The 23,861-nt window shown below is 71.0% G+C and carries 20 protein-coding genes and 1 pseudogene; 4 read left to right on the plus strand and 17 right to left on the minus strand.

Annotation, left to right across the window (positions count from 1 at the left end):
* Positions 1 to 55 precede the first annotated feature (55 nt).
* On the minus strand, positions 56 to 1,942 hold the full coding sequence (locus tag ACWDZ7_RS02860; RefSeq protein ID WP_451794259.1) for a family 20 glycosylhydrolase: 1,887 nt from the start codon (positions 1,940 to 1,942) through the stop codon (positions 56 to 58).
* 113 nt (positions 1,943 to 2,055) lie between these two features.
* Complete coding sequence (locus ACWDZ7_RS02865) at positions 2,056 to 2,379, minus strand: putative quinol monooxygenase (RefSeq protein WP_451794260.1); 324 nt, start codon at positions 2,377 to 2,379, stop codon at positions 2,056 to 2,058.
* A 64-nt stretch (positions 2,380 to 2,443) separates the two neighbouring features.
* On the opposite strand from ACWDZ7_RS02865, the gene ACWDZ7_RS02870 reads away from it, so the two are divergent.
* Entirely contained in the window at positions 2,444 to 2,815 is a 372-nt protein-coding gene (locus ACWDZ7_RS02870) for a MerR family transcriptional regulator (protein ID WP_451794262.1), read from the plus strand.
* A 149-nt stretch (positions 2,816 to 2,964) separates the two neighbouring features.
* On the opposite strand, the gene ACWDZ7_RS02875 is transcribed toward ACWDZ7_RS02870, so the two are convergent.
* The 7 genes from ACWDZ7_RS02875 to ACWDZ7_RS02905 form a co-directional block, all read right to left on the minus strand.
* Complete coding sequence (locus tag ACWDZ7_RS02875; protein WP_451794264.1) at positions 2,965 to 3,138, minus strand: hypothetical protein; 174 nt, start codon at positions 3,136 to 3,138, stop codon at positions 2,965 to 2,967.
* Between the two features lie 332 nt (positions 3,139 to 3,470).
* Positions 3,471 to 4,949, minus strand: coding sequence for an SDR family NAD(P)-dependent oxidoreductase (locus ACWDZ7_RS02880; protein WP_451794265.1), 1,479 nt, complete (start codon positions 4,947 to 4,949; stop codon positions 3,471 to 3,473).
* 69 nt (positions 4,950 to 5,018) lie between these two features.
* Positions 5,019 to 6,389, minus strand: a complete 1,371-nt coding sequence (locus tag ACWDZ7_RS02885) for a wax ester/triacylglycerol synthase family O-acyltransferase (protein ID WP_451794266.1) — start codon at positions 6,387 to 6,389, stop codon at positions 5,019 to 5,021.
* 157 nt (positions 6,390 to 6,546) lie between these two features.
* Positions 6,547 to 7,485 (minus strand): SDR family oxidoreductase, encoded by a 939-nt coding sequence (locus ACWDZ7_RS02890; RefSeq protein ID WP_451794268.1) that lies wholly within the window; start codon positions 7,483 to 7,485, stop codon positions 6,547 to 6,549.
* A gap of 150 nt (positions 7,486 to 7,635) precedes the next feature.
* Complete coding sequence (glgC, locus tag ACWDZ7_RS02895; protein WP_451794269.1) at positions 7,636 to 8,853, minus strand: glucose-1-phosphate adenylyltransferase; 1,218 nt, start codon at positions 8,851 to 8,853, stop codon at positions 7,636 to 7,638.
* A 38-nt stretch (positions 8,854 to 8,891) separates the two neighbouring features.
* The gene (gene glgA, locus ACWDZ7_RS02900) at positions 8,892 to 10,082 is read right to left on the minus strand and encodes a glycogen synthase (RefSeq protein ID WP_451794271.1); all 1,191 of its coding nucleotides are present in this window, start codon (positions 10,080 to 10,082) and stop codon (positions 8,892 to 8,894) included.
* Between the two features lie 47 nt (positions 10,083 to 10,129).
* The gene (locus tag ACWDZ7_RS02905) at positions 10,130 to 10,897 is read right to left on the minus strand and encodes an IucA/IucC family C-terminal-domain containing protein (RefSeq protein ID WP_451794273.1); all 768 of its coding nucleotides are present in this window, start codon (positions 10,895 to 10,897) and stop codon (positions 10,130 to 10,132) included.
* A gap of 261 nt (positions 10,898 to 11,158) precedes the next feature.
* Here ACWDZ7_RS02905 and ACWDZ7_RS02910 point away from each other — a divergent pair, with 261 nt between their 5' ends.
* Positions 11,159 to 12,256, plus strand: coding sequence for a DMT family transporter (locus ACWDZ7_RS02910; protein WP_451794275.1), 1,098 nt, complete (start codon positions 11,159 to 11,161; stop codon positions 12,254 to 12,256).
* A 39-nt stretch (positions 12,257 to 12,295) separates the two neighbouring features.
* Here ACWDZ7_RS02910 and ACWDZ7_RS02915 read toward each other — a convergent pair whose 3' ends face one another.
* The 4 genes from ACWDZ7_RS02915 to panD form a co-directional block, all read right to left on the minus strand.
* Positions 12,296 to 13,615 (minus strand): transglycosylase family protein, encoded by a 1,320-nt coding sequence (locus ACWDZ7_RS02915; RefSeq protein ID WP_451794277.1) that lies wholly within the window; start codon positions 13,613 to 13,615, stop codon positions 12,296 to 12,298.
* A gap of 121 nt (positions 13,616 to 13,736) precedes the next feature.
* Positions 13,737 to 14,711, minus strand: coding sequence for an acetylxylan esterase (locus ACWDZ7_RS02920; protein ID WP_451794279.1), 975 nt, complete (start codon positions 14,709 to 14,711; stop codon positions 13,737 to 13,739).
* A 690-nt stretch (positions 14,712 to 15,401) separates the two neighbouring features.
* Entirely contained in the window at positions 15,402 to 16,088 is a 687-nt protein-coding gene (locus ACWDZ7_RS02925) for an aspartate/glutamate racemase family protein (protein ID WP_451794280.1), read from the minus strand.
* 50 nt (positions 16,089 to 16,138) lie between these two features.
* Complete coding sequence (gene panD, locus ACWDZ7_RS02930) at positions 16,139 to 16,555, minus strand: aspartate 1-decarboxylase (protein ID WP_451794282.1); 417 nt, start codon at positions 16,553 to 16,555, stop codon at positions 16,139 to 16,141.
* A gap of 481 nt (positions 16,556 to 17,036) precedes the next feature.
* Between panD and ACWDZ7_RS02935 the strand changes: the two genes are divergently transcribed.
* Positions 17,037 to 17,285 (plus strand): helix-turn-helix transcriptional regulator, encoded by a 249-nt coding sequence (locus ACWDZ7_RS02935; RefSeq protein ID WP_451794754.1) that lies wholly within the window; start codon positions 17,037 to 17,039, stop codon positions 17,283 to 17,285.
* 570 nt (positions 17,286 to 17,855) lie between these two features.
* On the opposite strand, the gene ACWDZ7_RS02940 is transcribed toward ACWDZ7_RS02935, so the two are convergent.
* The 4 genes and pseudogenes from ACWDZ7_RS02940 to ACWDZ7_RS02955 all read right to left on the minus strand — a co-directional run.
* Positions 17,856 to 21,953 carry a HEAT repeat domain-containing protein gene (locus ACWDZ7_RS02940; protein ID WP_451794283.1) on the minus strand — a complete coding sequence of 1,366 codons (4,098 nt, stop codon included), beginning with the start codon at positions 21,951 to 21,953 and terminating at the stop codon, positions 17,856 to 17,858.
* Positions 21,932 to 22,273 carry a CU044_2847 family protein gene (locus ACWDZ7_RS02945; protein WP_451794285.1) on the minus strand — a complete coding sequence of 114 codons (342 nt, stop codon included), beginning with the start codon at positions 22,271 to 22,273 and terminating at the stop codon, positions 21,932 to 21,934. The genes ACWDZ7_RS02940 and ACWDZ7_RS02945 overlap by 22 nt, the downstream gene beginning before the upstream one ends.
* Entirely contained in the window at positions 22,270 to 22,584 is a 315-nt protein-coding gene (locus ACWDZ7_RS02950) for an ATP-binding cassette domain-containing protein (RefSeq protein ID WP_451794286.1), read from the minus strand. Before ACWDZ7_RS02950 ends, ACWDZ7_RS02945 begins: the two co-directional genes overlap by 4 nt.
* A pseudogene (locus tag ACWDZ7_RS02955) lies at positions 22,581 to 22,895 on the minus strand (lasso peptide biosynthesis B2 protein); the annotation flags it as partial. The pseudogene ACWDZ7_RS02955 and the gene ACWDZ7_RS02950, both read right to left, overlap by 4 nt.
* A gap of 477 nt (positions 22,896 to 23,372) precedes the next feature.
* Here ACWDZ7_RS02955 and ACWDZ7_RS02960 point away from each other — a divergent pair.
* Complete coding sequence (locus ACWDZ7_RS02960) at positions 23,373 to 23,834, plus strand: hypothetical protein (protein WP_451794287.1); 462 nt, start codon at positions 23,373 to 23,375, stop codon at positions 23,832 to 23,834.
* Positions 23,835 to 23,861: the final 27 nt, after the last annotated feature.

A 23,861-nucleotide genomic window follows, 5' to 3' on the forward strand; every position in this document is an offset into this window, starting at 1 on the left:
AATGGCCCAGGACTCCAGGGCTCCAGGGCTCAGGCGGCGCGCGGTCAGTCGGCGGTCAGTCGGCGGTCAACGTCCATACCGCTGCCACCCGTTGGTCCTGCGGATACTGGAGAACCCGCCCGCCCTCCGTGACGTACGCGGCCATGCGCGTGATGGCGTTGACGAACCGGTGGCCGCCCCGCGCGCTGGTCAGCTGCCACCGCTGGAGCGTGTTGGCCGGATCGCAGGTCTCCTCGGTGACGGCCGTCCCGGGCTGGAGCGGCACGTTGAGCGTGAGCCTGCCGCTACGGGTCTCCAGGCACCTGCCGCTCGCGGCCGACCTGAGCGTGACGTAACCGTCTTCGGTGCGCCGCAGCTCGACGTCGAGTGGCTCGGCGCGGCCCTTGGTGTCGGACAGGGTGTACGTTCCGTCGGCGACCGGCACCCTCGTCAGGTCGCGCCATCCCGGCGCGTGCCCCACGGCCCTGGCGCGCGCCGTGAAGTCGGCGTACGTCGGGTCGGGACGTGCGGCACCCCAGGTGACCTGGGCGATGTGGTCGAGCGGCGGCGCCATGGCCGCCGCCACCTCGTTCTCGGTCTCGCCGCGGCCGTTGTCGGGCCACAGGCTGATCTTCGCACCGGTGACGCCGTCGCTCGTGGCGAGCTTCTCGCCCTCGAAGCTGCGCGGGTCCCACTTCTCGTCGTACAGCTTCTTCGTGTTGGTGTGGAATCCGCCGCGTACGAGATAGAGGGAGTAGGCCGCGTTCATCAACGGGTGCCCGCGGCCGATCAGTCGGCTCGGCTTCGTCTTCACGTCGAGCCAGTGCTCGACGGTCGTGCCGGGTGCGACGGGGACGGTGTTGTCACCGGTGAGGCCGTCGTTCCAGATGCGCAGCCGCTTGCCGTTGCTCTGCGCGTAGGCGTGCACGCGGTTCACGAAGTCGACGAACGCGTCCTGCGGTGTGGCGTTCTCGCCGTACTTCTTCTTCGCGTACTCCAGGATGTGCGGGTACTTGGCGAAGTCGGAGCCCAGCATGTACTCGTCGGCGCCCATGTGCCAGGACGTCGCGGGGAAGACGTCGGCGTACTCGTCGATGAGGCTCGTGTAGTACGCGAAGGACGCGTCCTTGGTGATGTCGAGGCGCGACGGCTGGGGCCTGCCGTCGGAGTCGGTGAGCTGGAGGTCGGGGCGGTTCTTTAGCCAAGGGTCCATGTGGCCGGGAGAGTTGATCTCCGGGACGATCGTGACGTGGTACTTCTCGCCGAGCGCGACGAGGCGGCGTATCCGGCTCTTTGTGTAGTAGCCCCAGGAGTTGGCCTCGGGGTGGCGGTCGCTCTTGACCTTGAGTTCGAGGAGCAGCTGATTCTGTTTGCGGTACGCCATGTCGCGTACGAGGTTCTCCAGCCAGGGCATGGAGATGTTGATGTAGCAGGCGCAGACTCCGACACCGCGTTCCTTGTAGCGCGGGACGTCGAAGGTGCGCCCCGCCGGTACGCGGTCGTCCTGGGCGAGGAGTTGGAGGAGCGTGCGGGTGCCGTAGAAGGCGCCGGTCCCGGTCGCGCCGGTGATCTCCAGGCGTTCGCCCGCGCGGAGTTCGTGGCCTTCGGCGCCGAGCGACTTCCGGGCGCGGTCGACGTCGATCACGATGTCCCCGGCGCGCGCGGCACCTCGCGTCACCGGGGCCCGGCGCTTCCCCGAGGCCTCCAGGTCGTCCGCGAGGGTGTCGGCGACGCGCCGTGACTGGGGGTCGCGCGCGACGATGCGGGCGCCGGGTCCGTAGCGGTAACTTCCCTCGGCGGGCGCCCAGCTCGTCAGGGCGGGGACGGTCCGTGGGGCCTTTCGGGGAGTTTCCTGGGTGGTGGCTGCCGCGCCCGCCGGGATCGGCGCCATGAGCAGCAGGGCCACCGCGGCGCCGAGAAGCCGACGCGGCCGGGGCACGGAGATCGAACGCAGTCCGGTCATGACATCCGATGATTGAAGGGTGCCCCGGAGGTGTCAATGCACACGCACGCCTCATCGCTTGGACATTTCCTGGTGACCCCTCGGACGAATCGGCCAAGGGGACGCCGGAGCACCTAGCGGCCGTCGCCCGTCGGATAGGGGCTGACCATCGTGTCGAAGTAGCCGTCGGGGGCCTCTTCGAGGAAGTCCGGCAGGTTGTCCAGGAATTGGCGCAGCGGCGGGTTCGCGTTGTGCCGGTCCAGGTCCTCCTGGGAGCGCCAGACCTCGTACAGGAAGAGCCGGCCGTCGTCCTGCGCGTGCAGGTGGTATTCCAGGTTGCCCTCTTCACGGCGCGTGGGCTCCACGAGGGAGGCGAGGAACTGCCGGACCTCGTCGGCGCGTTCGGGCCTGGGGCGCAGGAAGCCGTAGAGGGAGAGGGGTGCTCGCGTTGTCGTCATGCGGGCAACGCTAAGATCTCACATCCATGTGAGGTTCAAGTTCGTGACGTGTGAGGTGTGCCACATGAAGATCGGCGAGCTGGCCCGCGCGGCAGGTGTGAGTGTGCGCCTGCTGCGCTACTACGAGGAGCAGGGCCTGATCACCTCGTGCCGGACGGACGGCGGCCACCGCCAGTACGGCGCCGCCGCGTTGACGACCGTCACGCGGATCCGGACGCTGCTGGCCGCCGGGCTTCCCACGCGGATCATCCGCGACCTCATGCCGTGCTTCCTCGGTGAGGGCCCCGAACTCGACACCTGCGTCCTGGACCACCTCCAGACGCACCTGCGCGAACTGGACACGCGCATAGCGGACTTGCAGCACGCGCGCACCTCGCTCGGCGACCTCCTCGACGCTTCTACGCGGGCTTCCCGGGCCGCGGCATCGCCCGTGTGAATCTCCCCCCGCCACAGGGGTACTGGCGTGAGATGGCGACGGGGAGCGGACGGCCGTGGAGGGGACGGTCGTCCGCGCCACAGCGCACACGCCTGTGCCCCCGCCACAGGACGGGGGCACAGGGCGAAGCGGACGACCGGCGGTACCGATCAGTCGATACCCGGGAGGATGTGCGGCTCGGCGAGGTCGTCCTCGTAGCCTGCCAGCCGGATGGGGGCCGCCTTGGCCCACGCCTCCAGGTTGCGGAGCTTGGGGGGCCCGCCGGCCCGCTCACCGCCGCGTTCCGCCGGTCGCTTTTCCTGCTTCGTCAGTTCGGGTGTCACCGCGCACTCCTTTGTGTCGCGTAACGGAAGGACAAGGGCAGTTCGGTCGCGGTGGCGCCGGTATCTGGCGGGACCGCGGCCGTGATTGCCGGCCTGTCCCCGGGGTGGCCGAGAGATGTTCGTGGATCTCTCGTGGCCACCCGTATCGACCCAGGTTAACCAAATGAGCGCGGCCGCGCTCGATGGAAGCGCAGGACCGGGTTAATTCCGGACAAACACCGGGCGGTACGCATGGGGTCACAGAGAGGCAGTGAGGTCACAGAGACGTAGGTGACCGGGGAGCGAGCCCCGCCCGAGAATGCCCCCTGGGAACGCCCCCGAGAGTGCCCGCCCTACCACTTACCGGGCGCGTAGTCCTTCAGGAAGACCCCGTACAGGTCGTCGCCGGCCTCGCCGCGCACGATCGGGTCGTAGACGCGGGCCGCGCCGTCGATCAGGTCCAGCGGGGCGTGGAAGCCCTCCTCGGCGAGGCGCATCTTGTCGGGGTGCGGGCGCTCGTCGGTGATCCAGCCGGTGTCGACGGCCGTCATCAGGATGCGGTCCTTCTCGAACATCTCCTGCGCGCTGGTGCGCGTCAGCATGTTCAGCGCGGCCTTGGCCATGTTGGTGTGCGGGTGGCCCGCGCCCTTGTAGCCGCGGCCGAAAACGCCCTCCATGGCGGAGACGTTCACCACGTACGCGCGGCCGTCGTCGTCGGCCGCGGCGGCCGCCGCCATCGCGGGGCGCAGATGGCTGATGAGGATGAACGGCGCCGTCGAGTTGCACAGCTGGACTTCGAGCAGCTCGATCGGGCCGACCTCCTCGACGGTCTGGATCCAGCTGTTGGTGTCGTGCAGGTCCGGCACCAGGCCGCCCGCGTCGATGGCCGTACCGGCCGCGATGCGCTCCAGGGACGCCGACCCCGTGACCAGGGCGAGCCCGGTGACGTCGTCGGCGGTCAGCGCGCCGCCCCCGGCGACCGGCAGCGCGGCCACGGCGCCGGAGCCGAAGGTGCCGATCACCTCGGAGGCGGGCAGCTCGCCGGCGGGCAGCGGGGCGGACTCGGCGGCGACCAGCTCGCTGTAGGCCTGCGGGGAACGGCGTACCGTCTGCGCGGCGTTGTTGATCAGTACGTCGAGGGGACCCTCGGCGGCGACCGACTCGGCAAGGGCGACGACCTGCGCCGGGTCGCGCAGGTCGATGCCGACGATCTTCAGCCGGTGGATCCACTCGTCGCTGTCGGGCATCGCCTTGAAGCGGCGGATCGCGTCGCCCGGAAAACGCGTGGTGATGGTGGTGTGCGCGCCGTCGCGCAGCAGCCGCAGCGCGATGTACATGCCGATCTTGGCGCGGCCGCCGGTGAGCAGGGCGCGCTTGCCGGTCAGGTCGGTGCGGGCGTCGCGGCGCGCGCGGTTCTCGGCGGCGCAGGCCTGGCAGAGCTGGTGGTAGAACGCGTCGACCTCGACGTACCGCGTCTTGCAGGTGTAGCAGGAGCGCGGGCGCTGGAGTATGCCCGCGATCTCGCCCTTCGCCGAGGAGGAGGGCAGGACGCCCGCCGTCTCGTCGTCGATGCGCTCGGCGGAGCCGGTGGCGGTGGCCTCGGTGACGGCGCGGTCGTGGGCGGTCTTGGCGGCGCGGCGCTCCTGGCGGCGGCGCTGCTTCACCGTGCGGTAGATCCCGGCCGTCGCGCGGCGCACCGCGACGGCGTCGGGGTGGTCCACGTCCAGCTTGTCCAGCTCGTCGAGCACGCTCAGGCAGACGGCGAGACGGTCCGGGTCGATGCCGGGGCCGTACGCGACGGTCCCCTCGTGGCTTTCGTCTGTCACCGTCATCGCCGCTGTCCTCGTGTCATTCGTGCCGCGGCGCGCCTGGTCGTCCGCGGAAGCTCCAAAAGTGGAACTTTACGTAGCTCCGGGCCCCGTCACCAAACCCGAGCCCCGCGCGCACACCTCCACGAGGGTCTCGACCTCGTCCCGCACGCTCTGCGCGAGGAGGTCGAGGTCGGGTACGGCGGCGGCGTCCGCGACCAGGCCGTAGTGCACGCGGCCCCGGTACGTGGAGACCGCGACGGCGAGCGACTGGCCCCCGGCGAGCGGCGCGAAGGGGTAGACCTCGGTCAGGGGGCAGCCGCCGAGCCGCAGCCCGATGCCGGGCAGCGGGACGCTGGTGACGAGGACGTCGAAGAGCAGCCGCGCGGCCTGCGCCACGACCGGGCCACCGATCCGGTGCCCGAGCGGCGGCACGTGCTCGGCGAGCAGCGCGACGGCGCCTGCGCCCCGCTCGGGCCCCGCCTCCTTGTTCCGGTCCATGGCGGCACGCACGCGGCGCAGCCGCACGAGAGGGTCGTCGTCGCCGACCGGGAGCCGGATCAGATAGCCCGAGAGCCGGTTTCCCGGCGGTTGCGCGGTACGGGGGCGGCGGCGCGAGACGGGGATCAGGGCCCGCGGCTCGACGCCCTCGCTGCAGTCGCCGCGCTCGTCGAGCCAGCGCCGCAGGGCCCCGGCGACGACGGCGATCAGTACGTCGTTGACGGTGCCGCCCACGGCCTTGCGCACCTGGTGCACGTCGTCCAGGTCGAGGACGACGCCGGCGGTGCGGCGGGTGCCGGTGGCGGCGGAGGCGAGGGAGGCGCAGGAGCGTACGCCGAGGGTGGCGCGGGCGACCGCGGTGCCGATGCCGAGGGCCTGGCCCAGCTCGTTGACGGTGTCGCGGGCGAGGCCGGGCAGTCTGCGCGGGTCGGGCAGTGGCCACCGGGAGGCGGCGGGGGCCGGTGGGCGCGGCCGGGAGACGGGCAGGTCGACGGGGTCGAGGAGCGCGGCGCCGAGCGTCAGCGCGCGCAGCCCGTCGGCGAGCGCGTGGTGGAACTTGAAGAGCACCGCGAAGGACGCGCCGTCGGCGCCCGGCAGCACGTGCGCCTCCCACGGCGGCCGGTCGCGGTCCAGCTGACGCTGCATCAACTCCCCTGCGGCGGCGTGGAAGTCACTCGCGGGCTCGGCGAGCCGTACGTGCTCCAGTGGGTCGAAGGCGGGCACGGGTACGCGCCGCGCTCCGCCGATCGGCAGCCAGACGGAGCGTATGCGCATGCGAAGTCCCGGGACGGCCGCGGCGCGGGCCGCGAGGAGCGCGGTGGCGCGCTCGGCCGCGTCGGGGCCGTCGGCGTCGAAGACGCCGAGTGCCCCCAGGTGCATGGGGTGTTCGGCGGTCTCGATGTTCCAGAAGGCCAGATCGAGGGGTGCGAGCGGGTCGGGGGTCTCAGCAGTCGATGAGGTCATGGTGAGCGTGCAGTCAACCGCCGCCGGGCGATTACGGTCAAGTACGATCAGGCTACGCTGCGTTAAGAACAGGTTAAGACCCGCCTCTGCGAGAGAGGCGGGTCTCATGCGACGCATGTGGTGCAAGAGGCGGTGCAAAAGGTGGTGCAAAAGTGAATCAGCGCGTGTCCGTCTCGCCGCCCGTCACCGCGATGACCTCGCCCACGGTGAAGCTGGAGTCGGCGTCCGAGGCCAGATACACGTAGGCCGGCGCCAGCTCCTCGGGCTGGGCGGGCCGGCCGAGCGGGGTCTCGCTGCCGACCTGGGCGAGACCGTCCTTCGGCATGTGCGGGTCGGCGGTGTTGAGGACCGTCCACACGGGTCCGGGGGCGACGACGTTGGCCCGGACGCCCCGCTTGGCCAGATGTGGCGCGATCGACTTGGTGAAGGTGATCAGCGCCGCCTTGGAGGCCGCGTAGTCGATCATCGTGGTGCTGCCCTTGAGCGCCTCCTCCGTGGCGGTGGCGATGATCGCGTCGCCTCCCTTCAGGTGCGGCAGCGACGCCATCACCAGATGGAAGTAGGCGTAGACGTTCGTCTTGAACGTGCGGTCCCAGTCCTCGGCCGTCAGCTGTTCGAGCTCCAGCTTGCTGTTCAGATAGGCGGCGTTGTTGACCAGGATGTTCAGCTTGCCGAATTCGGCCACGGTGCGCGCGACGGCATCACGGCAGAAATCCGGGTCGCGCACGTCCCCGGGCAGCAGCAGGCAGGTGCGCCCCGCCTTCTCGACGGCCTGCCGGGTCTCCTCCGCGTCCCGCTGCTCCTCGGGCAGATGCACGATGGCCACATCGGCACCTTCGCGCGCGTAGAGCACGGCGACCGCCCTGCCGATCCCTGAGTCGCCGCCCGTGATCAGCGCGGCCTTGTCCAGCAGCTTGTCGGCGGCCTTGTACTTCGGTGCCTCGTAGCGGGGCCGGGGCGACATGTCGGCCTCGGTGCCGGGGGGCGGATCGTGCTTATCCCCGGGGAACGGAGGCCTCGGCTCCGACGTCACCTGTGGTGTGTCGTCCGGGGCGCCGGTACCGGTGCGGGAGTCGTCGTGCTGGCCTTGTCGCATGGGAAGAGGCCTCCTGCGGAACCTGCGGAAGTCGGGCGTGGACGGACGGCGGCGTGCCGCGGGACCGTCCAAGATCGTGACTTGCCTCGGGTTCCCCCTTGCACGTGCGGACAAACAGGAGAAAACGGCGTACGGAGGGTCAGCGGCCGCTCACTCGACCCGCTGCCCCTTCCCCAGCCCGATCACCCCGCCCTTCGACACCGTGTACAGCTCCTCGTCCCGGTCCGGATTGACCCCGATGGTCGCGCCCGGCGGTACGTCGACGTTCTTGTCGAGGACCGCGCCGCGCACCACCGCGCCCCGCCCCACCCGTACGTTGTCGTGCAGCACCGAGCCCTGCACGACCGCGCCCTCCTCGATGGTCACGCCGGGCGAGAGGACGGAGCGGGTGACCTGGCCGCGGATGACGCAGCCGGAACTGACGATCGACTCGCCCGCGATGCCGCCCGCGCAGAACTTGGCGGGCGGCAGGCCGCCCGGGTGGGTGTAGATCGGCCAGCGCCGGTTGTCCAGGTTGAAGACGGGGTGGTCGGAGATCAGATCCATGTGGGCCTCGTAGTACGAGTCCAAAGTGCCGACATCACGCCAGTAGCCGTGGTCGCGCGGGGTCTCGCCGGGTACGTGGTTGCCGTCGAAGTCGTACACCTGCGCGAGGCCCTGCTCGGTGAGCATGGGCAGGATGGAGCCGCCCATGTCGTGCGCCGACTCTTCGTCCTCGGCGTCCTGCTGGAGGGTGTCGACGAGGGTCTTCGTGGTGAAGATGTAGTTGCCCATCGAGGCGAAGACCTGGTTCGGGGCGTCCGGCAATCCCGGCGGATCGGCGGGCTTCTCCAGGAAGCTCTCGACGCGCGTCCCGTCGCGGGCCGGCGTGATGACGCCGAAGGAGGGCGCCTCGGCGCGCGGCACCCTGATCCCGGCGACGGTCACCGCGGCGCCGTTGTCGATGTGCTGCTGGAGCATCTGCCGCGGGTCCATGCGGTAGACGTGGTCGGCGCCGAACACCGCTATGTAGTCGGGCTGTTCGTCATGGACGAGGTTGAGCGACTGGAGGATCGCGTCGGCGCTCCCCAAGTACCAGTGCGGGCCGAGGCGTTGCTGTGCGGGCACGGGCGTGACGTAGTTGCCGAGCAGACTCGACATGCGCCAGGTCGTCGTCACATGCCGGTCCAGGGAGTGCGACTTGTACTGCGTCAGGACGCAGACGCGCAGGATGTCGGCGTTGACGAGGTTGGAGAGGACGAAGTCCACGAGGCGGTACGTCCCGCCGAACGTGACCGCTGGTTTGGCCCGGTCGGCGGTGAGCGGCATCAGCCGCTTGCCCTCCCCGCCGGCGAGCACGATTCCGAGTACCGAAGGTCCACCGCGCATTCCGGCCTCCTACTTGTCGGCCTCATGGGCCTTGTCGGCTATCTGTCGGCGTGCAGGGTCTCCTCGTACACCTCGACCGTGCGCCGGGCGACCGCGTCCCAGCCGAACTCCTCCAGGGCGCGCCGGCGTCCGGCCTCGCCCATCGCCGCGGCCCGCCCGGGATCGGTGGCCAGCTCGTTCAGGAGCTGCCCGAGGTCACGTTCGAAGCCTTCCGGATCCTTCACCTCGTACGGGACGAGCAGCCCTGTCGCGTCGTCCCGTACCACCTCGGGGATGCCGCCGACCCGCGAGGCGACGACGGCCGTGCCGCACGCCATCGCCTCCAGATTGACGATGCCCAGCGGCTCGTACACCGAAGGGCAGACGAACACCGTGGCGTGGGTGAGGAGTTGGACGACCTGCGGACGCGGCAGCATCTCGGGGATCCACCGGACGCCCGCGCGGGCGCGGCTCAACTCCTCGAAGAGCACGCGGAACTCGGCGTCGATCTCCACGGTGTCGGGGGCTCCGGCACACAGGACCAGCTGGACGCCCTCGCCCAACTCCCTTGCCGCGCGCAGCAGATGAGGCACGCCCTTCTGCCTGGTGATGCGCCCGACGAAGAGGACATAGGGGCGCGCGGGGTCGATGCCGAGCCGCTCCAGGACGTCCGTCCGCGGGTCGGGGCGGTACAGCCCGGTGTCGATGCCGTTGTGCACGACGTGGACCTTCGCCGGATCGACGGCGGGGTAGCAGGCGAGGATGTCCTCGCGCATGGCGTGGGACACCGCGATCACCGCGTCGGCGGACTCGGCGGCGGTGCGCTCGGCCCAGCCCGACAGGGTGTACCCGCCGCCCAGTTGCTCGGCCTTCCAGGGGCGCAGGGGCTCCAGGGAGTGCGAGGTCATCACGTGCGGGACGCCGTGCAGGAGCTTGCCGACGTGGCCCGCGAGGTTGGCGTACCAGGTGTGGGAGTGGACCAGTTCGCGCCCCGCGAGCGCGGCGGCCATCGCCAGGTCCACGGAGAAGGTGCGCAGCGCGTCGTTGGCGCCGTCGAGCGCGGGCCAGGGCCGGTGCCGCACAGGACCGTAAGCCGCGCCCTCGCCCTCGCTCCCGCCCTCGCCCTCGCCCCAGCAGTGCACGTCGAGGTCGACGAGGGGACGCAACTCCCTTGCCAGGAACTCGACATGGACGCCCGCGCCGCCGTAGACATCGGGCGGGTACTCCCGGGTGAGCAGTCCCACTTTCACGTAGAACCCTCCGTCGTCCGCCTGAGGTCGGCCGCGCCCCCTCATGGTCACCCAGAGGTGGCCCCGGGGGAAGACCGCTGCGGCGGCCGTTCGAAGCAGCAGTCGCCGCATACGCCACCGCCGGGGCACCGGTAGTAGAGACAGCAGCTGCGACGCCGGAAGGCGGTGCCGGCCAGGGTGCCGGTGCCGCGCAGGTCCGGGTGGTCGAAGAGCGCGGCGGCCAGGCCGAGGGCCCGCTCCCCCACTCCCTCGCGCCCCTCCCGTACCGCCCAGCCGTGCAGTTCGCGCGCGGCGCCCGCGAGCGCGGAGCCCGCGTTGCCCCACAGCAGCCCGGCGGAGATCCGGTAGCGGGCGCGCAACGCGTCGGCGAGCGGCGCGAGATGGCCGTGCTGTACGAGGTTCCGTACGGTCTCGGCGTCGACTGTGGCCGTGGCTGCGGTCTCGGCGTCAGCGTCGGCGGGCAGGGCGCGTACGTCGCTGAGCCACAGGTCGTCGGGCGAGATCCCGTCGGCGTCCCAGTGCAGGAGGGCGGGGTCGAGGTCGGGCACCGCGCCGTACAGCGCCGCGGAGCCGAGCGCGACGGACCAGAGCCGTGCGGCGAGCCCCAGCTGCGCCACGGACACCGCGATGCGCTCCTCGGGGGCGCCCAGTCGCCGCGCGACCTTCTGGACGCGGAACGCCAGCGGGTCGGCGGCGGCCGGTGGCCCGTACACGTCGGCGAGGGGGCGGGCGGCGCCGCCCGGCGCGGGGCCCGCGCGGAGGGCGAAGAAGCCGCCCACGGATCCGAGTTCTGCCAGGTCGATGCGGTTGGTCACCACAGCAGTACAGCAAGCGACACGCCGCCCGCACGCCCCGGGGTGCCTCCGTGGCGTCCCTCCGGGGTGTCCACCTCTGCCCGTAGGGGGTAACCCGCCCTGGGGAGGACACCGCCAGGGGCGTACTCCATCGGTAGTAGGACCGATTGCCTGCTCAGGTACGACGACGTGAGGCGATTTGCGGGGCATCGTTGTAACCATGGAAGCCGACCGTTCGCCTCGCCGGGACCACCGGACGCACCGCATGCCGCGGAGCACCTCATGAGTGCCCTCGCGCTGTCCGTGCTGCTCTCCCTCGTCTCCGCCGTGGCGTATGCCGGCGGGGCGATCCTGCAGGAGCGCGTGGCGGCGACCACGCCGGAGCAGCGGTACGCGCCGCTGCGCCGCGGCACCTGGTGGACGGCGATCGCCCTGAACGGCCTGGGCGCGCTCCTGCACGTCGTGGCGCTCGCCTACGGCCCGCTCAGCCTGGTCCAGCCGCTGGGCGCCCTGACCATCGTCTTCGCCCTGCCGATGGCGGCCGCGTTCGTGCGCCGCCGGGCCGGGGCCACCGCGTGGCGCGGCGCGATCATGGCGACGGTGGGGCTCGCCGGGCTCCTCTCGCTCACCTCGGCGTCGGGCTCGCACTCCCTGGACGACGCCGAACGCCTCATGCTGGCCCTGGTCACGGGCGGCGGCGTCCTCGCCCTGACGGTGGTGGCGCACGCGGTGCACCGGCACCCCGTGGTGCGCAGCGTGCTTCTGGCCTGCGCGGCCGGTGCGGCCTTCGGCATCGCCTCGGTCTTCACCAAGACGGTGGCGGTGGACTGGGAGCGGGACGTCGCGCTCGTCCGGCAGCTCCCGAGCCTCGGGGTGATCGCCGTGCTCGCGGCGGTCGGCGTGCTGCTCTCGCAGGCCTCGTACCGGGGCGCGGGCCTCGCGGCACCGCTGTCGACGGTGACCGTCGTGAACCCGGTGGTCGCGGCGGCGGTCGGCCTGACCCTCTTCGAAGAAACCTTCCGCTACGGCACCACGGGCACCGCCCTGGCGCTGGGCTGCGGCGTCGTCGCCGCGGGTGGCCTGATCCTGCTGACCACGGAGCGGATCGCGCGGGAGACGTCGACTGTGCCGGAGGCGGAGCCGACCGTTCCCGGGGCCGAGTCGACCGTTCCGGGGGCGGAGCCGACCGTTCCGGAGGCCGAGCGGCTTTCCGCGCCGCGGGAGACGGCGCCCGAACCTGTGCCCGCCCCGGCCGAGCCGCGCTTCGCCACGGCCCCCGAGACGCTCCCGGCCGTGCCGTCCCAGCCCGCCTCGGCGGCGCAGGCGCACCGCCGGGTCCAGCACCGGCACCTGAGGCGCCGCGAACGCATCAGCTCCTGAGAGGCACCCTCCTGGAGCTGCCGCTTCCGGTCCGCGGCCTCAGATCCGCACCCCGCGGGCCCGCAGATAGGCGAGCGGATCGATGTCGGACCCGAAGCCGGGCCCCGTCCGCACCTCGAAGTGCAGATGCGGGCCGGTGCTGTTGCCGGTGGACCCGGACCGGGCGATGCGCTGACCCGCGCCGACCTTCTGCCCGGCCTTCACGGAGAGCGCCGACAGATGCCCGTACTGGCTGTACTTGCCGTCGGCGTGCCGTATGACCACCTGGTAGCCGTAGCTGCCGCCCCAGCCGGCGGCGACGACCTGCCCGGCGGCGACGGCCCTCACGGACGTCCCGGTGGGCACGGCGAAGTCGACGCCGGTGTGGTAGCCCTTCGACCAGGAGCCGCCGGCCGCGCGGTAGGGCGTGCTCGGCGACGCGGCGACGGGCGCGAAGGCGGCGGACGACGTGGCGGGCCTGGCCTTCTCGGTGCGCGGCGAGGAGGACCGCGGCTTCTCCCGCTTCTTCTCGGCAGCTTTCTTCTCGGCAGCTTTCTTCTCGGCGGCTTTCCGCTCGGCGGCTTTCCGCTCGGCGGCTTTCCGCTCGGCGGCTTTCCGCTCGGCGGCTTTCCGCTCGGCCGCCTTGTTCTCGGCTGCCTTCTTCTCGGCTGCGTTGGCGGGCCGCTCGGCCTTGTCCGCCCCCTGGGGCGCCTGGGGCGCACGCTTGCCCTGGCCGTGTACGGAGAGCCGCTGCCCCGGCGTGATCAGGTCGGGGTCCCCGCCGATGACGCGCCGGTTGCTGTCGTACAACTGCCGCCAGCCGCCCCGGACTCGGCGCTCGTCGGCGATCCCGGAGAGCGTGTCGCCGCGTACCACGGTGTACATCTCGGCGGTGCCGGCGGTGGACTGCGGGGTCACCTCCGGCTTGACGTCCTTGACATCGCGCTTGGCCGGCTTCGGCTTGCCCGGGGCGCGGGCCGGAGCGACGTCGGGCGAACCGCCGCCCTTGGTGAGACCCGCCTTGGCGGAGCACACCGGCCAGGCGCCGGGCCCCTGCGCGTCGAGGACCTTCTCGGCCACGGCGATCTGCTGGTCCTTGGAGGCACGGTCGGCGCGCGGCGCGTAGACCGTGCCACCGTACGCCTCCCAGGTGGACTGTTTGAACTGGAGGCCGCCGTAGTAGCCGTTGCCGGTGTTGACGCTCCAGTTGTTGCCGGACTCGCAGGCCGCCACCTTGTTCCAGGTGTCGACGTCGGCGGCACCGGCGGTGCCCGCGACGGTCAGCGGCAGCGCCATGCCCGCACCGCCCGCGGTGACGGTGAGCGAGGCGCGGTTGATGCGGTTCGGCTGATACCGGCGATGCCGACCCCGTACGGCCATTGGGAGCCCCCTCGGACACACGTCATCACGGATTGCACACAGCGGACACACGACAAGCCCGCAAGCTAGCCGGTCGGACCAATCCATGACAAGGGCCGCGCGCCGAGAGGGCGTTGACCCATCAGCCCCTCAAATACCCCTCAAGCCACCGCAGTTGCACTCCTTGCTGGTAGGGGCCACCGCCCTCGTGATCGTTGAAGCGGTACACCTCCATCGAACGCTCGCTCCCCGCGTAGGCGTTGTGGGCGGCGAACACCGTCGAGGGCGGACACGTCTGGTCCTCAAGGGCGGCCGAGAAGAGGACGGGCGCCCGCCCCCGGGCGGCGAAATGCACGCAGTCGAAGTACGAGAGCGTCCGAAAAACGCACTCCTGCCCACCCCGACGCGCCTTCAAATACAGGCCGATCTCCTTGTAGGGCGGCCGGTCGGTGAGTGTCACGGCACGCGGAAAATCGCACAGGAACGGCACGTCGGAAGCGACGGCTGCCAGATCCGGCACGAGACCGCCGACCGCGAGGGCGAGGCCGCCGCCCTGGCTGACGCCGAGCGCGGCGACCCGCGAGGCGTCCACGAGCGGGTGGGCGCGGGCCGCCTCGACGGCGCGCACCGCGTCCACGTACAGCCGCCGGTAGTAGTACTCGTGCGGGTCCTCGATGCCGCGCGTCATGAACCCGGGGTACGCGGGCCCGCTGCCCACCGGGTCCGGGGTGTCGCCCTGCGCCCACCCCCCGCTGCCCTGCCCCCGGGTGTCCATGACGAAGTGCGCGTACCCGGCCGCCGCCCACAGCAGGTGCATGTGCGGCAGCCCGCGTCCGCCGCCGTATCCGATGTACTCGACGACGGCGGGCAGCGGCTCCTCGGCCCCGGCAGGCAGAACCAGCCACCCCTTGACGGAGTGCCCACCGAACCCGGCGTACGTGACATCAAAAACCCGTACGCCCTTCAAGGGCAGCTCCACCGCCTCGTACCGCACGCCCAAGTCGTACTGCCGAGCCTCCAGCAGCGTCTTCTCCCAGAAGGCGTCGAAGTCGTCGGGCTCGGGCAACTCGGGCCGGTATTGGCGCAGTTCATCGAGGGGCAGGTCGAACTGGGGCACGGGCGGCTCCTCCTTCAGACACGGTGCAGGAGACTCACGCTATGCCAGCCGCACCGCGTCCGACAGGATCGTTTTCCCGCCCGCGAGGGGGCAGGGCGCGTCGCCCCCACCCCCACACGCCAAGCACCGGACACCAACGTCAGGACATTGGCCCCGGCTGCGGCTCGGGCACCGGGTCGGGCCCCGGTGGCTTAGGGATCGGAGAGGGCGACGGCTCCGGCGGCAGCGGCTCGGGCCGCGGCACGGGGTCCGGGTCCGGGAAGGGCCTCTCCGGCTCCGGGAGCGGTCCCGGCGGTGCGGGATCAGGGTACGGATGGGTCATTACGATCCTCCAGCCAGTGGTTCGTCGGCTTCTCCCCCGCCTACCCGACACCCCCGCACCCAAGCCTGACACCATTCCGCGGGCGACGCCCCCGACGACGAGGCCCGCACCCGCCAGGAACCGCGGGCGAACGGGTGACGGCCGACAGCCCGCGGCCGCGAGACGACCGCAGGGGACGTGGCGGTATGTCCGCCCGGAGCACAGTGGTGCAGCGCCGGGCGCCGAAGCGGATGGGCGACGACACCAAGATGGCGAGGACGGACATACCGCCGCGGCCCCGCCCACACGAACCCGAAGGCGCCCCACGGCAGAGACCCACGCACCCCGCCAGACCATCAGCCCCCCACGACAGAGAGCCGACGCACCCTCTACGCCACCACAGCCGCCCCAAGCTTGGCCGCAGCCGCCGCAAGCCCCACCCGAGGACTGGAGAACACCGGCACCGAACCCCCGGCAACCAGCCCCTGCGCCCCCGCCATGGACGCCTGCGCCAGCACGACCGCGTCAGCGCCCCGCACCTCACGAACCGCCCGCGCCACGAGCGCGACGGACCCCGCCGAGTCCCCCGCCTCGAACCGCTCCCACGCCCCGCCCACCAAGACGGACCGCACCGCGACCTCACGCCCGGCCCGGCGCGCCTCTTCCTCGATCAGCGCCACGGTCGGCTCCAGGGTGGACTCCACCGTGGCCAGTACGACGACACGCGCCCCGGCGGCGACGGCCGCGGCCGCCATGGGCCGGTCGACCCGCAGCACAGGAACGCCCAGCTCCGGCCCCAGGGCCTCGGCGACACCACCGATGCTGGAACAGGTGCACAACACGGCTCCCACCCCACCCCCGGCGACCGCCCCGCCCCCGGCAACCCGCAGCAAGGCGTCCCGCACATCCGAAGCAACAGCCTCCGCCCCTTCGGACCGCGCCCGCGCCCGCGCCAGCAGCGACTCCACCACGTGATGCCGCAGCTCAAGCCCCGGATGGCGCGCGTCCCGCAGCCCGTCGAAGACCGGCACATGAACGGACGACGTATGCAGCAGCCCCAGTGTCTGGGCGCTCATCGGCTCTCCTCGCAGTTGATCCCGCCCCGCCCCGAGGACGACGAGCGGCCTCAGACGCTCAAGGGACTCCGCATCGTCTCCGGGTCCCCCGGCACGGCCTCGGCCGGATCGTCACCGAGGGCCACCACACGATTGGCCTCGTCCACATGCACGACCCGGGGCCGCAGCGCCCGCGCCTCGGCGTCCTCGACCTGGGCGTAGCTGATGATGATCACTTTATCGCCGGGGTGGACGAGGTGTGCGGCCGCGCCATTGATGCCGATGACACCGCTCCCCCGCTCGCCTTCGATCGTGTAGGTCTCCAGGCGAGCACCGTTGGTGATGTCAACGATGTGGACGAGCTCGCCGGGCAGCAGATCGGCGGCGTCGAGAAGATTCGCGTCGATGGTGACGGACCCCACGTAATGCAGGTCGGCCTGGGTCACCGTGGCACGATGGATCTTGGACTTGAACATAGTACGCAACATTGGGGCACTCCCAAAACTAGGCTCCCTGCCTGCTTTTTTGCAGGTCAAGGGCTATTTCGACACCCTACAACGAGTCGCACGTTCGGGCAGCTTTCCCCAGGTTTTTCAGGACTCATGCTGACCACTTGCCGACTTTTCTGACGTGTCGTCAGGCAATTGGAGGAGGGTTCCGCACGCTTCCATCCCGCACCGCGACGATGGCACAAGCCTACGGGGTCAGCCGGCCCAGGCCCCTACTATTCGCCTGGAAAGTGGCTTCCCATGGTTCATCGAGGAATCTGAGCGCCGAAGCGGCGCGGCAATACAGCAGCGGGCCGCCGGTTAGCGAAACCGGCGATTCTCATGACCATGGCTATAGCTCGTCCGGTGACTCTTGGCGGTGGCACAGGGCGATGTCAAAGACACGTGGAATTCGACCAGAGCGATGCGCGAGCCGATGCCGCGATCACGCTCAGGCCAGCCTCGAGGAGCCATCTTGTCCGTGGAGCCGCACTCACACCCCGAGACCCGCGCCGACATCAACTCGTCGCGCAGGCGCTGTAGCGTCGAGCCCGTCCTCCAGGACACTTCTGAGGTCGCTGCGATGCTCAGCATGTCCACTAGCTGGGTCTATAGGGAGGCATCGAAACTGGGCTCGAAGGGTTACAAGCTCGGCCGAGGGAGGAACGCCGAGGTCCTGTACAAGAGGGCCGAGATCTTCAAATGGTTGGAGCAGCAGAAGATCCATTAATCGCCGCTCCTGCCCCCGTGAGCCGGGCCAGGACTTCCGCCCGCTTCGCCTCTCCTCCACTTCCATGATCGGCGTCTCCGGCGCGTCCCGAAACCCTCCGGGACACCCACCCCGTTCCGAACGAGTGAACGCGGGCTTATCCGCGTCCAGGCTTGCCCGTCACGTCCACGCTGATCACGGCGGTGGCGCCACAAGCCCCGCGCGGTCCTGGAATCAGGGTGCCGCCTTCCGGCCGCCCACCAAGGAAGAGGTCGTCGTCGAGAAGGGCGGCATGATCACCGTGCCGTTGGCGGACACCAGCCTGGCAGCGGTGCTCAGCTGGTGCTGCAGAATCCAACCGGACGGACTCACCAGCCCGTACACCTCGCTGGGCTGGTCGGGATGCCGCGCCCGGGTATTGCGCCGGGCGGGGCGGAGGTCCACCACTGTATGAGCGGCTCTGTCCACCACTGTACGACCGGCTCGCTCGTCGCTGAATCCGGCCGCCGCTCCTCACTGCGTGGAGAGTGGTAGGACCTGTCCATCCGCGAACGCCGCAAGCTGGGCACGGTAGCCGTCGCCGTCGCGCGGTCAGATGGTGCCGGCCGTGCGGGGGCCGGGTATGCGTGCCTTCGCGAGCAGCGCGCGGCAGTGGTCCCGCAGTAGGTCGGAGTGGACCGCGCCGAGCGAGACGTCCTGGACGACCTGGCGCAGCTCCCCGACCGGGGAGCCGGCCAGCACTTGGAGCACTTCGAACTTGTTACGCATCGGCGCCTTGGGATCGGACACGAAGTCCCGGGCGGCGGCTGCCGCCGGTGCGTGCTGCAGCTGGGCCAGGGTGATCAGCACCTTGGTCTGGAGGTAGCGGTTGGGTTCCCTGGCCAGCCGTCCGAGCAGGTCCAGCACGTCCTCGCCGCCCAGGTGCTGCAACACCTGGACCGCACCGACGCGGACCATCGGCGACGTGTGCCGGGCGGCGGCGATCGCTCGGTGAGCGGCACTTGTCTCCGGCAGCAGGTGGCCGCGGGTCAGCGCCAGCGCGCGGATCCGGATCGCCGTCTCCTGGCGGGTGTCGGCCGCCACGTCGGGCAGCACCTGCCTGGCCCGCTCCGGGTGCGCTCGGCACAGCACCTCCAGTGCTCGGACGCGCGAATCCGCGTCGACTGACGCGTCCGTAAACAGCACCTCCAGAGCCCGGCGCCCGTCCTCCGGGGCGATCTTGCCCAGCGCGCCGGCAGCGCGGATCCGCACCGCCGGACCGAACGCCGACCGGGTGAGCCGCTCAAGGCAGCAACGTGCCCGGCCGTCGCCGAGGTCCGCCAGGAGCGTGCCGGCCCGCACCCGCATCTCTTCCAGCAGCTCCGGGTTGTCCAGCACAGACAGCAGGGCGTCGGCGGCCTTGCGCGTGCGGAACCGGTCGAGGCGCTCGGCGGCCTGTATCTGCGACGCCCGGGGCGCCGAAGGGTGCAGCGCGATGACGGTGAGCGGGTACAACGCCCGCGAGTCCCCTACGCCGTCCAGCGCCTCGGCGGCCTGCAAGCGCAGACCGGTCCCAGCCTCGAAGTCCTCGGCCAGAGCGCACAGGACGTCCTGGCCGCGCGGATCGGAGAGGGAGAGCAGCGCCCGGCCTGCCTGGAGCCGCTCCGGTCCGGTCAGCCGCTCCGTCGCCGCGATCGCGGCCAGCGCGTCGGCCGCTCTGGGGTCGCCATGCCGGGCCAGCGCCTCGGCCGCCCGCAGGGTCAGCGCCGGCTCGTCGGACGGCCCGGTCAGCAGGTAGGCCAGGGTGTCCACGACGCGGGGGTCCCGGATCCGAGAGAGTCCTTCGGCGGCCGACAACCGCAGGAGGCGGTCCTCCGAAGGGTCCTGGGCAATCTGGGCCAGGCACTCGACGGAGTCCTTTCCGCCCAACCATTCCAGCGCCTCCAGCGCCCGGCTTCGGGAGGACACCGGGCGCTCCCGGTCCCCGGCGGCCTCGCGCAGGTACCCGAAGGCGACGTGCAGGTGGAGTCGGGAGAGCGCTTCCACCGCAGCAGACCGGACATGGGGCAGGGTCGGACCGTCGACGGCGATACCGAGCAGGATGGCGACGGCGCTGTCGGGCGCGGTCCGGTCCAGGGACTCCGCAGCGCGCAGCCGGTCCACCCACCAGATCTCGGAGGACTGGGCGAGGTCCACCAGCGCCCGCGCGCCTCGCTCATCACCGAGCCGGCCCAGGATCTCGGCGGCCATGATCCTGCGCCCCGCGTCTGCTTCCTGGTCGCCGGCGACGGAGACCGGCAGCTCATGGGCGTCTGCGGCGCCGAGGTCCGCGAGCATCTCCGCGGCGTGCAGCCGGGAGCCCAGGTCGTGCGTGGGGAGCGCCGCGAACGCGGATATCTCCTTGGCGCCCCGGGCGTCCCCGAGGTCCACCAGCGCCCGGGCGGCCCGCAGCCGGTCGAACGGGTCACGCCGCTCGTCGCGAACCACCGCGAACAATTCCCGCCTGGCCGCCCGCGACACCCGCCGGGGAAGGGCTGCGCCCTCGCTGCTCAGCCGGGCGACGTACTGGGCTCCGTGCAGTTCCCTGGCCCAGCGCGCGAGCAGCCGTGCGAACCCCGGACGGCCGGACCAAGAGGAGACGAGGAAGTCGACGTAGGGACTTTCGACGGCGGCCAGCGGGGCCATCCGGCGTCTGCGCGGCCAGCCTCCGACGATCGAGCGGTAGGCCGTCCGGTTCCGCTCGGGGTCCCCGACCGTGGCCTGCGCCGCGAGGTGTTCGAGCAGCGTCTGATGGATGAACTCCAGACCGCTGCCCCGCCGGACGACCAGCCCGCCGCGCAGCAGTACCTCCTCGCACAGCGCGCTCCACCGCTCGGGACGGAGCGAGGCGGGACGCAGGTGGCCCGTCCACCGTTCAATCAACTGCCGTTCGGGGGTGATGTCTCCGCGGTACTTGGCCAGCGCCAGCTCCCTGAGGACGTGATCCGTCAGGACGCCGAGTCCTTCCGCCGCGCGGGTCCCCTCGGCGCCATGGCGGTCCAGAACGGCGTGCGCCTGCTCCAGCACGTTGGCCCCCTCGCCGTACTGCTTGGCGCGGAGCAGGTCCATGAACCGCGTGTACAGCGCCCAGCGGCCCCGGGGCAGTGGCTCCTGACCGGAGTCGGCGTGCAACTGGCAGAGCATGGTCGCCATCAGCGGCACCGTCGCCAGGTGCCGCACGCTGGGGACGCTGATGTGATCCAGGAAGGCCGTGGTCCTCACCTCTGGCTCCGGCAGGCCCAGGGCAGTGAACCAAGCGCGGGCGAACCCAGGTAGCTGCTGGAGGTCGAAGGGCAGCAACGAGCAGCAGCGGACCTGAGGTTCCGGTATGTCCCGGACGTCGAGGGTGGGCCTGGTCGCCAGGACGAACCGGAACTGGTGCGCGTACGCGTCCTGTTGCCGGATCGAGGCGAGCTTGCCCAGGACGCGCTGCCGCCCCTCCGGGCTCATTACCTCGTCCAAGCCGTCCACCAGCAGCAGCCAGCGCACGCCCGGCGCCGGTGGAGCGGTGAAGAGGTCCTCGCGGATAGGCCTGACCAGCCCGGCGCCGCTCAGCTCCCGGGAGACGGTGTCGTGCAGGAGGCTCGCGAAGGGCCGGTCACCGACCAGGTCCGCAGCCCTGACCAGGACGGGAACCGAGTGGTAGAAGTGCTCCTCGGTCCACCTGCGGGCGACGGTGGTGATCCAGGAACGCAGCAGACTGGACTTCCCGAAGCCCGGTCCGCCGAAGATGATCACGTCGTCGGGATAGTCCAGGAGCCCGTCGGCGGGGGTCCGCGCCTCGTCGTCCGGCACCGGGTCGAGGCCCCGGTACGCCGTCGCATGCTGGTGGACGTAGACCGTGGACAGCGGCGGCGGCACCGTGCCGGGGACCACACCAGGGTACGGATGCTCCCGGGCGGCCCGCGCGGAGATGTCCAGGAACTCGCGCAGCCGCGGTCCGAGGAAGGGCCAGCCGCCCGCCTCGATCTGCGCGTCCGACAGCGTGCCCAGCCAGTTCCGGCAGTCGGTGCTCCACCGGCTGTTGCACCAGATGGGATCGAGCCGGGCGGTCAGCTCACGCGCCCCGACCATGTGCGAACTGCCGGTCCGGTCCGCAGTGGTGAGCATGCCGGCCACGCACCCCGTCCGGCGGTTGAGCACGGGGCTGCCGCTGAACCCGGCGGTCACCACCGCGCCGCGCAACCGGTGCAGGCTGTTCGGCCGCTCGAAGGCACGGGCGGACGTGCCCTCGTAGGTGAAGGTCGCCGACTGCCCGGCGCGGAACATGCCCGACGGGTGCCCATGGGTCCACAGCTCGTCCCCGACCGCCAGCCGGTCCGACAGCGGCAGGGCGGCAGGGCCCTCCCGCCGGTCGGCATCGGTGACCTGGAGGAAGGCCAAGTCGAGCCCGTCCCCCGGTGTCAGGAAGTACCGCTCCGGACGTGCCTGGAGTTCCAGGACCAGCGAGCGCGAGGCGATGCGGCCCACGATCCTGCGCGGCAGCTCCGCCGCCGAGGCGGCCACCACGTGGGCGCACGTGGCCACCACGCCGGGCGCCACGAAGAAGCCAGTACCCACGGCGAGCGGTTCGCTGTCGGGCGAGGGCACTTCGAGCGCGACGACGGAGTCCAGCAGCGCCGATTCCTGCCTCCCCGGGGGATGGCCCGTCACGCCGAGGTGCTGTCCCATTCGAGCGTGACCTTGAACGCCGACTTGGCGCTCGCCTTGCCGATGGCGGCCACCAGAGAGCCCGACTCCAGGGCGATGTCGCAGCCGAACTCCAGCGTCACTTTGCTCGCCGTGCTCTGCCGGGCCTGCTCACCCACGGCCCGCGCCACCGCGTTCAGCCCGGATATGACCTGGCCGAGGTCAGGGCGACGGGCACCGATGTCGGTCTCCTCGCCATCCGCCGCGGCCTCGGCGGAGCCCACGAACACCTGGATTCGCACCCCGTCCTGTGTGACCGGGACCATCACAGTCTCTCCCACGGTGCGGTCGTGCTCTGTCATCGTGCATCCCTCCAGGCGTCGGCCCGAATCTCTGTGACCAACCCTAAGCGGGCCGTAACGAGACATCGTGGCACAGCCCACTGACAGCGCGTAGCCACCGGAGCGATGATGGTGGACTTGCCCGCGCCGTTCGGGCCGAGGAACCCGAAGATCTCCCCCTTGGCCACGGACAGATCGACGCCCGCGACGGCCTCTGCGGAGCCTGGGTAGGACTTCGTCAAGCTGCGGGCGCCGGTGCCGTCTCCGCCGAGTGCCGAGGCGCCCGGCCCCTGCCGTGGATGGGGCTGGCCAGGGTCCTTCCCTGTGGTCATCGAAGCTCGGGCGGGGGGACGGTGAGCAGAATGCGGTAGGAGGCGGTGTTGGCGGGTTCGCCGACACGTTTGCCGTCCGTTTCGACCCAGGCGTGGGCGGAGGAGGGCGGGGTGCGGACTCCGCTGCACCAGGTGGGCCAGCTTCCGCGCATGCGGCAGAGCAGGGCCGTGGCCAAAGAGCGTTGCAGGCAGTATGTGCCCGCGCGCTGAGTGCTGGTGCCGGTGATGCCGGACCGGGCGCGGTGGCTGGTCAAAGGTGGCGGGGGCCGCGCGGCGGCGCAGGAAGTGGAGCACGGCGACGATGCGGCGCGGTGGGAGGCGCGCGAGGAAGCAGGCGGCGGCCACCGCGAGGCGGGCGCCCACTCGACGGCTGATCGGTGGGCGGTGGCCGCTCATGTCGAGGACCTGGCTCATGGGGCTTCCCTAAGGTTGTAGGCGGTCCAAGAGGGCCGGGCTGAGCCAGGCGCGGTGCAGTGCGTGCGGGCCGGCCAGCCCCGCGGCCACCAACCGGGAGTCCTCGCTCCAGCGGGCGAGTTGCCGCTGGTGGGATTTGACATTAAGCGAGCGACCGGGTACGAGCCGGCCGCGGTGATGATCTCCATTCCCTTCGCCCTTCGGGATCACCGTGTAGGTGCTCGATAGTGGGTATCGCCGCTTCGTCAGACGTGTTGGTCACACGCAGCCGGTCCCAGTGGTGGCTAGCCGGTGACGTGAAGTACCCGGCCCGCTAGAGCCCGGCTATACGACCGTGGCCGTCGCTTTGCGGTGCCGGACTGAGGAGTGAGCCCGTGGTCGCACTAGTGCAGGAGCAGCGGCTGGAGGTGTTCGTAGACGATTTCACGTTCGCGTTTCAAGAGTCGTGGGATGCTGAACTGCCGGTCGAGTATCCAGACGGCATCAATGTGGATGTGTTCGTGAATACGTTTCCAGGCCGGGTGGATGTAACCAGCGCTGGTCACATTCATACCGCCGAGGTATTGGTCCAGGTGTGGGACGGACCTCCGCCCGCCGAAGATGTCACGGCATGGGATGCGTATGCAGAGGCGGAGATTGAGTCGATGAGCGGTGATGTTGCCGTGTGGACACCAACCATGGGTCGTACCGACGAACTGATCAAACTCGGCAGAAAGGGCTCGTGGCGAGTTCGCGTCCACTGCGTAGGTCGCGCTGAAGTGGCTGCGCTGCGGAACTCAGAGGAGTCTGTCGTCGGTGTCGAGCGCTACCTGGTGCAGTTCTTCCCGGCACACTGACCAAGGCAGGGGCGGCCGGCGCACACC

The sequence above is a fragment of the Streptomyces sp. NPDC003032 genome (genome assembly GCF_053591415.1).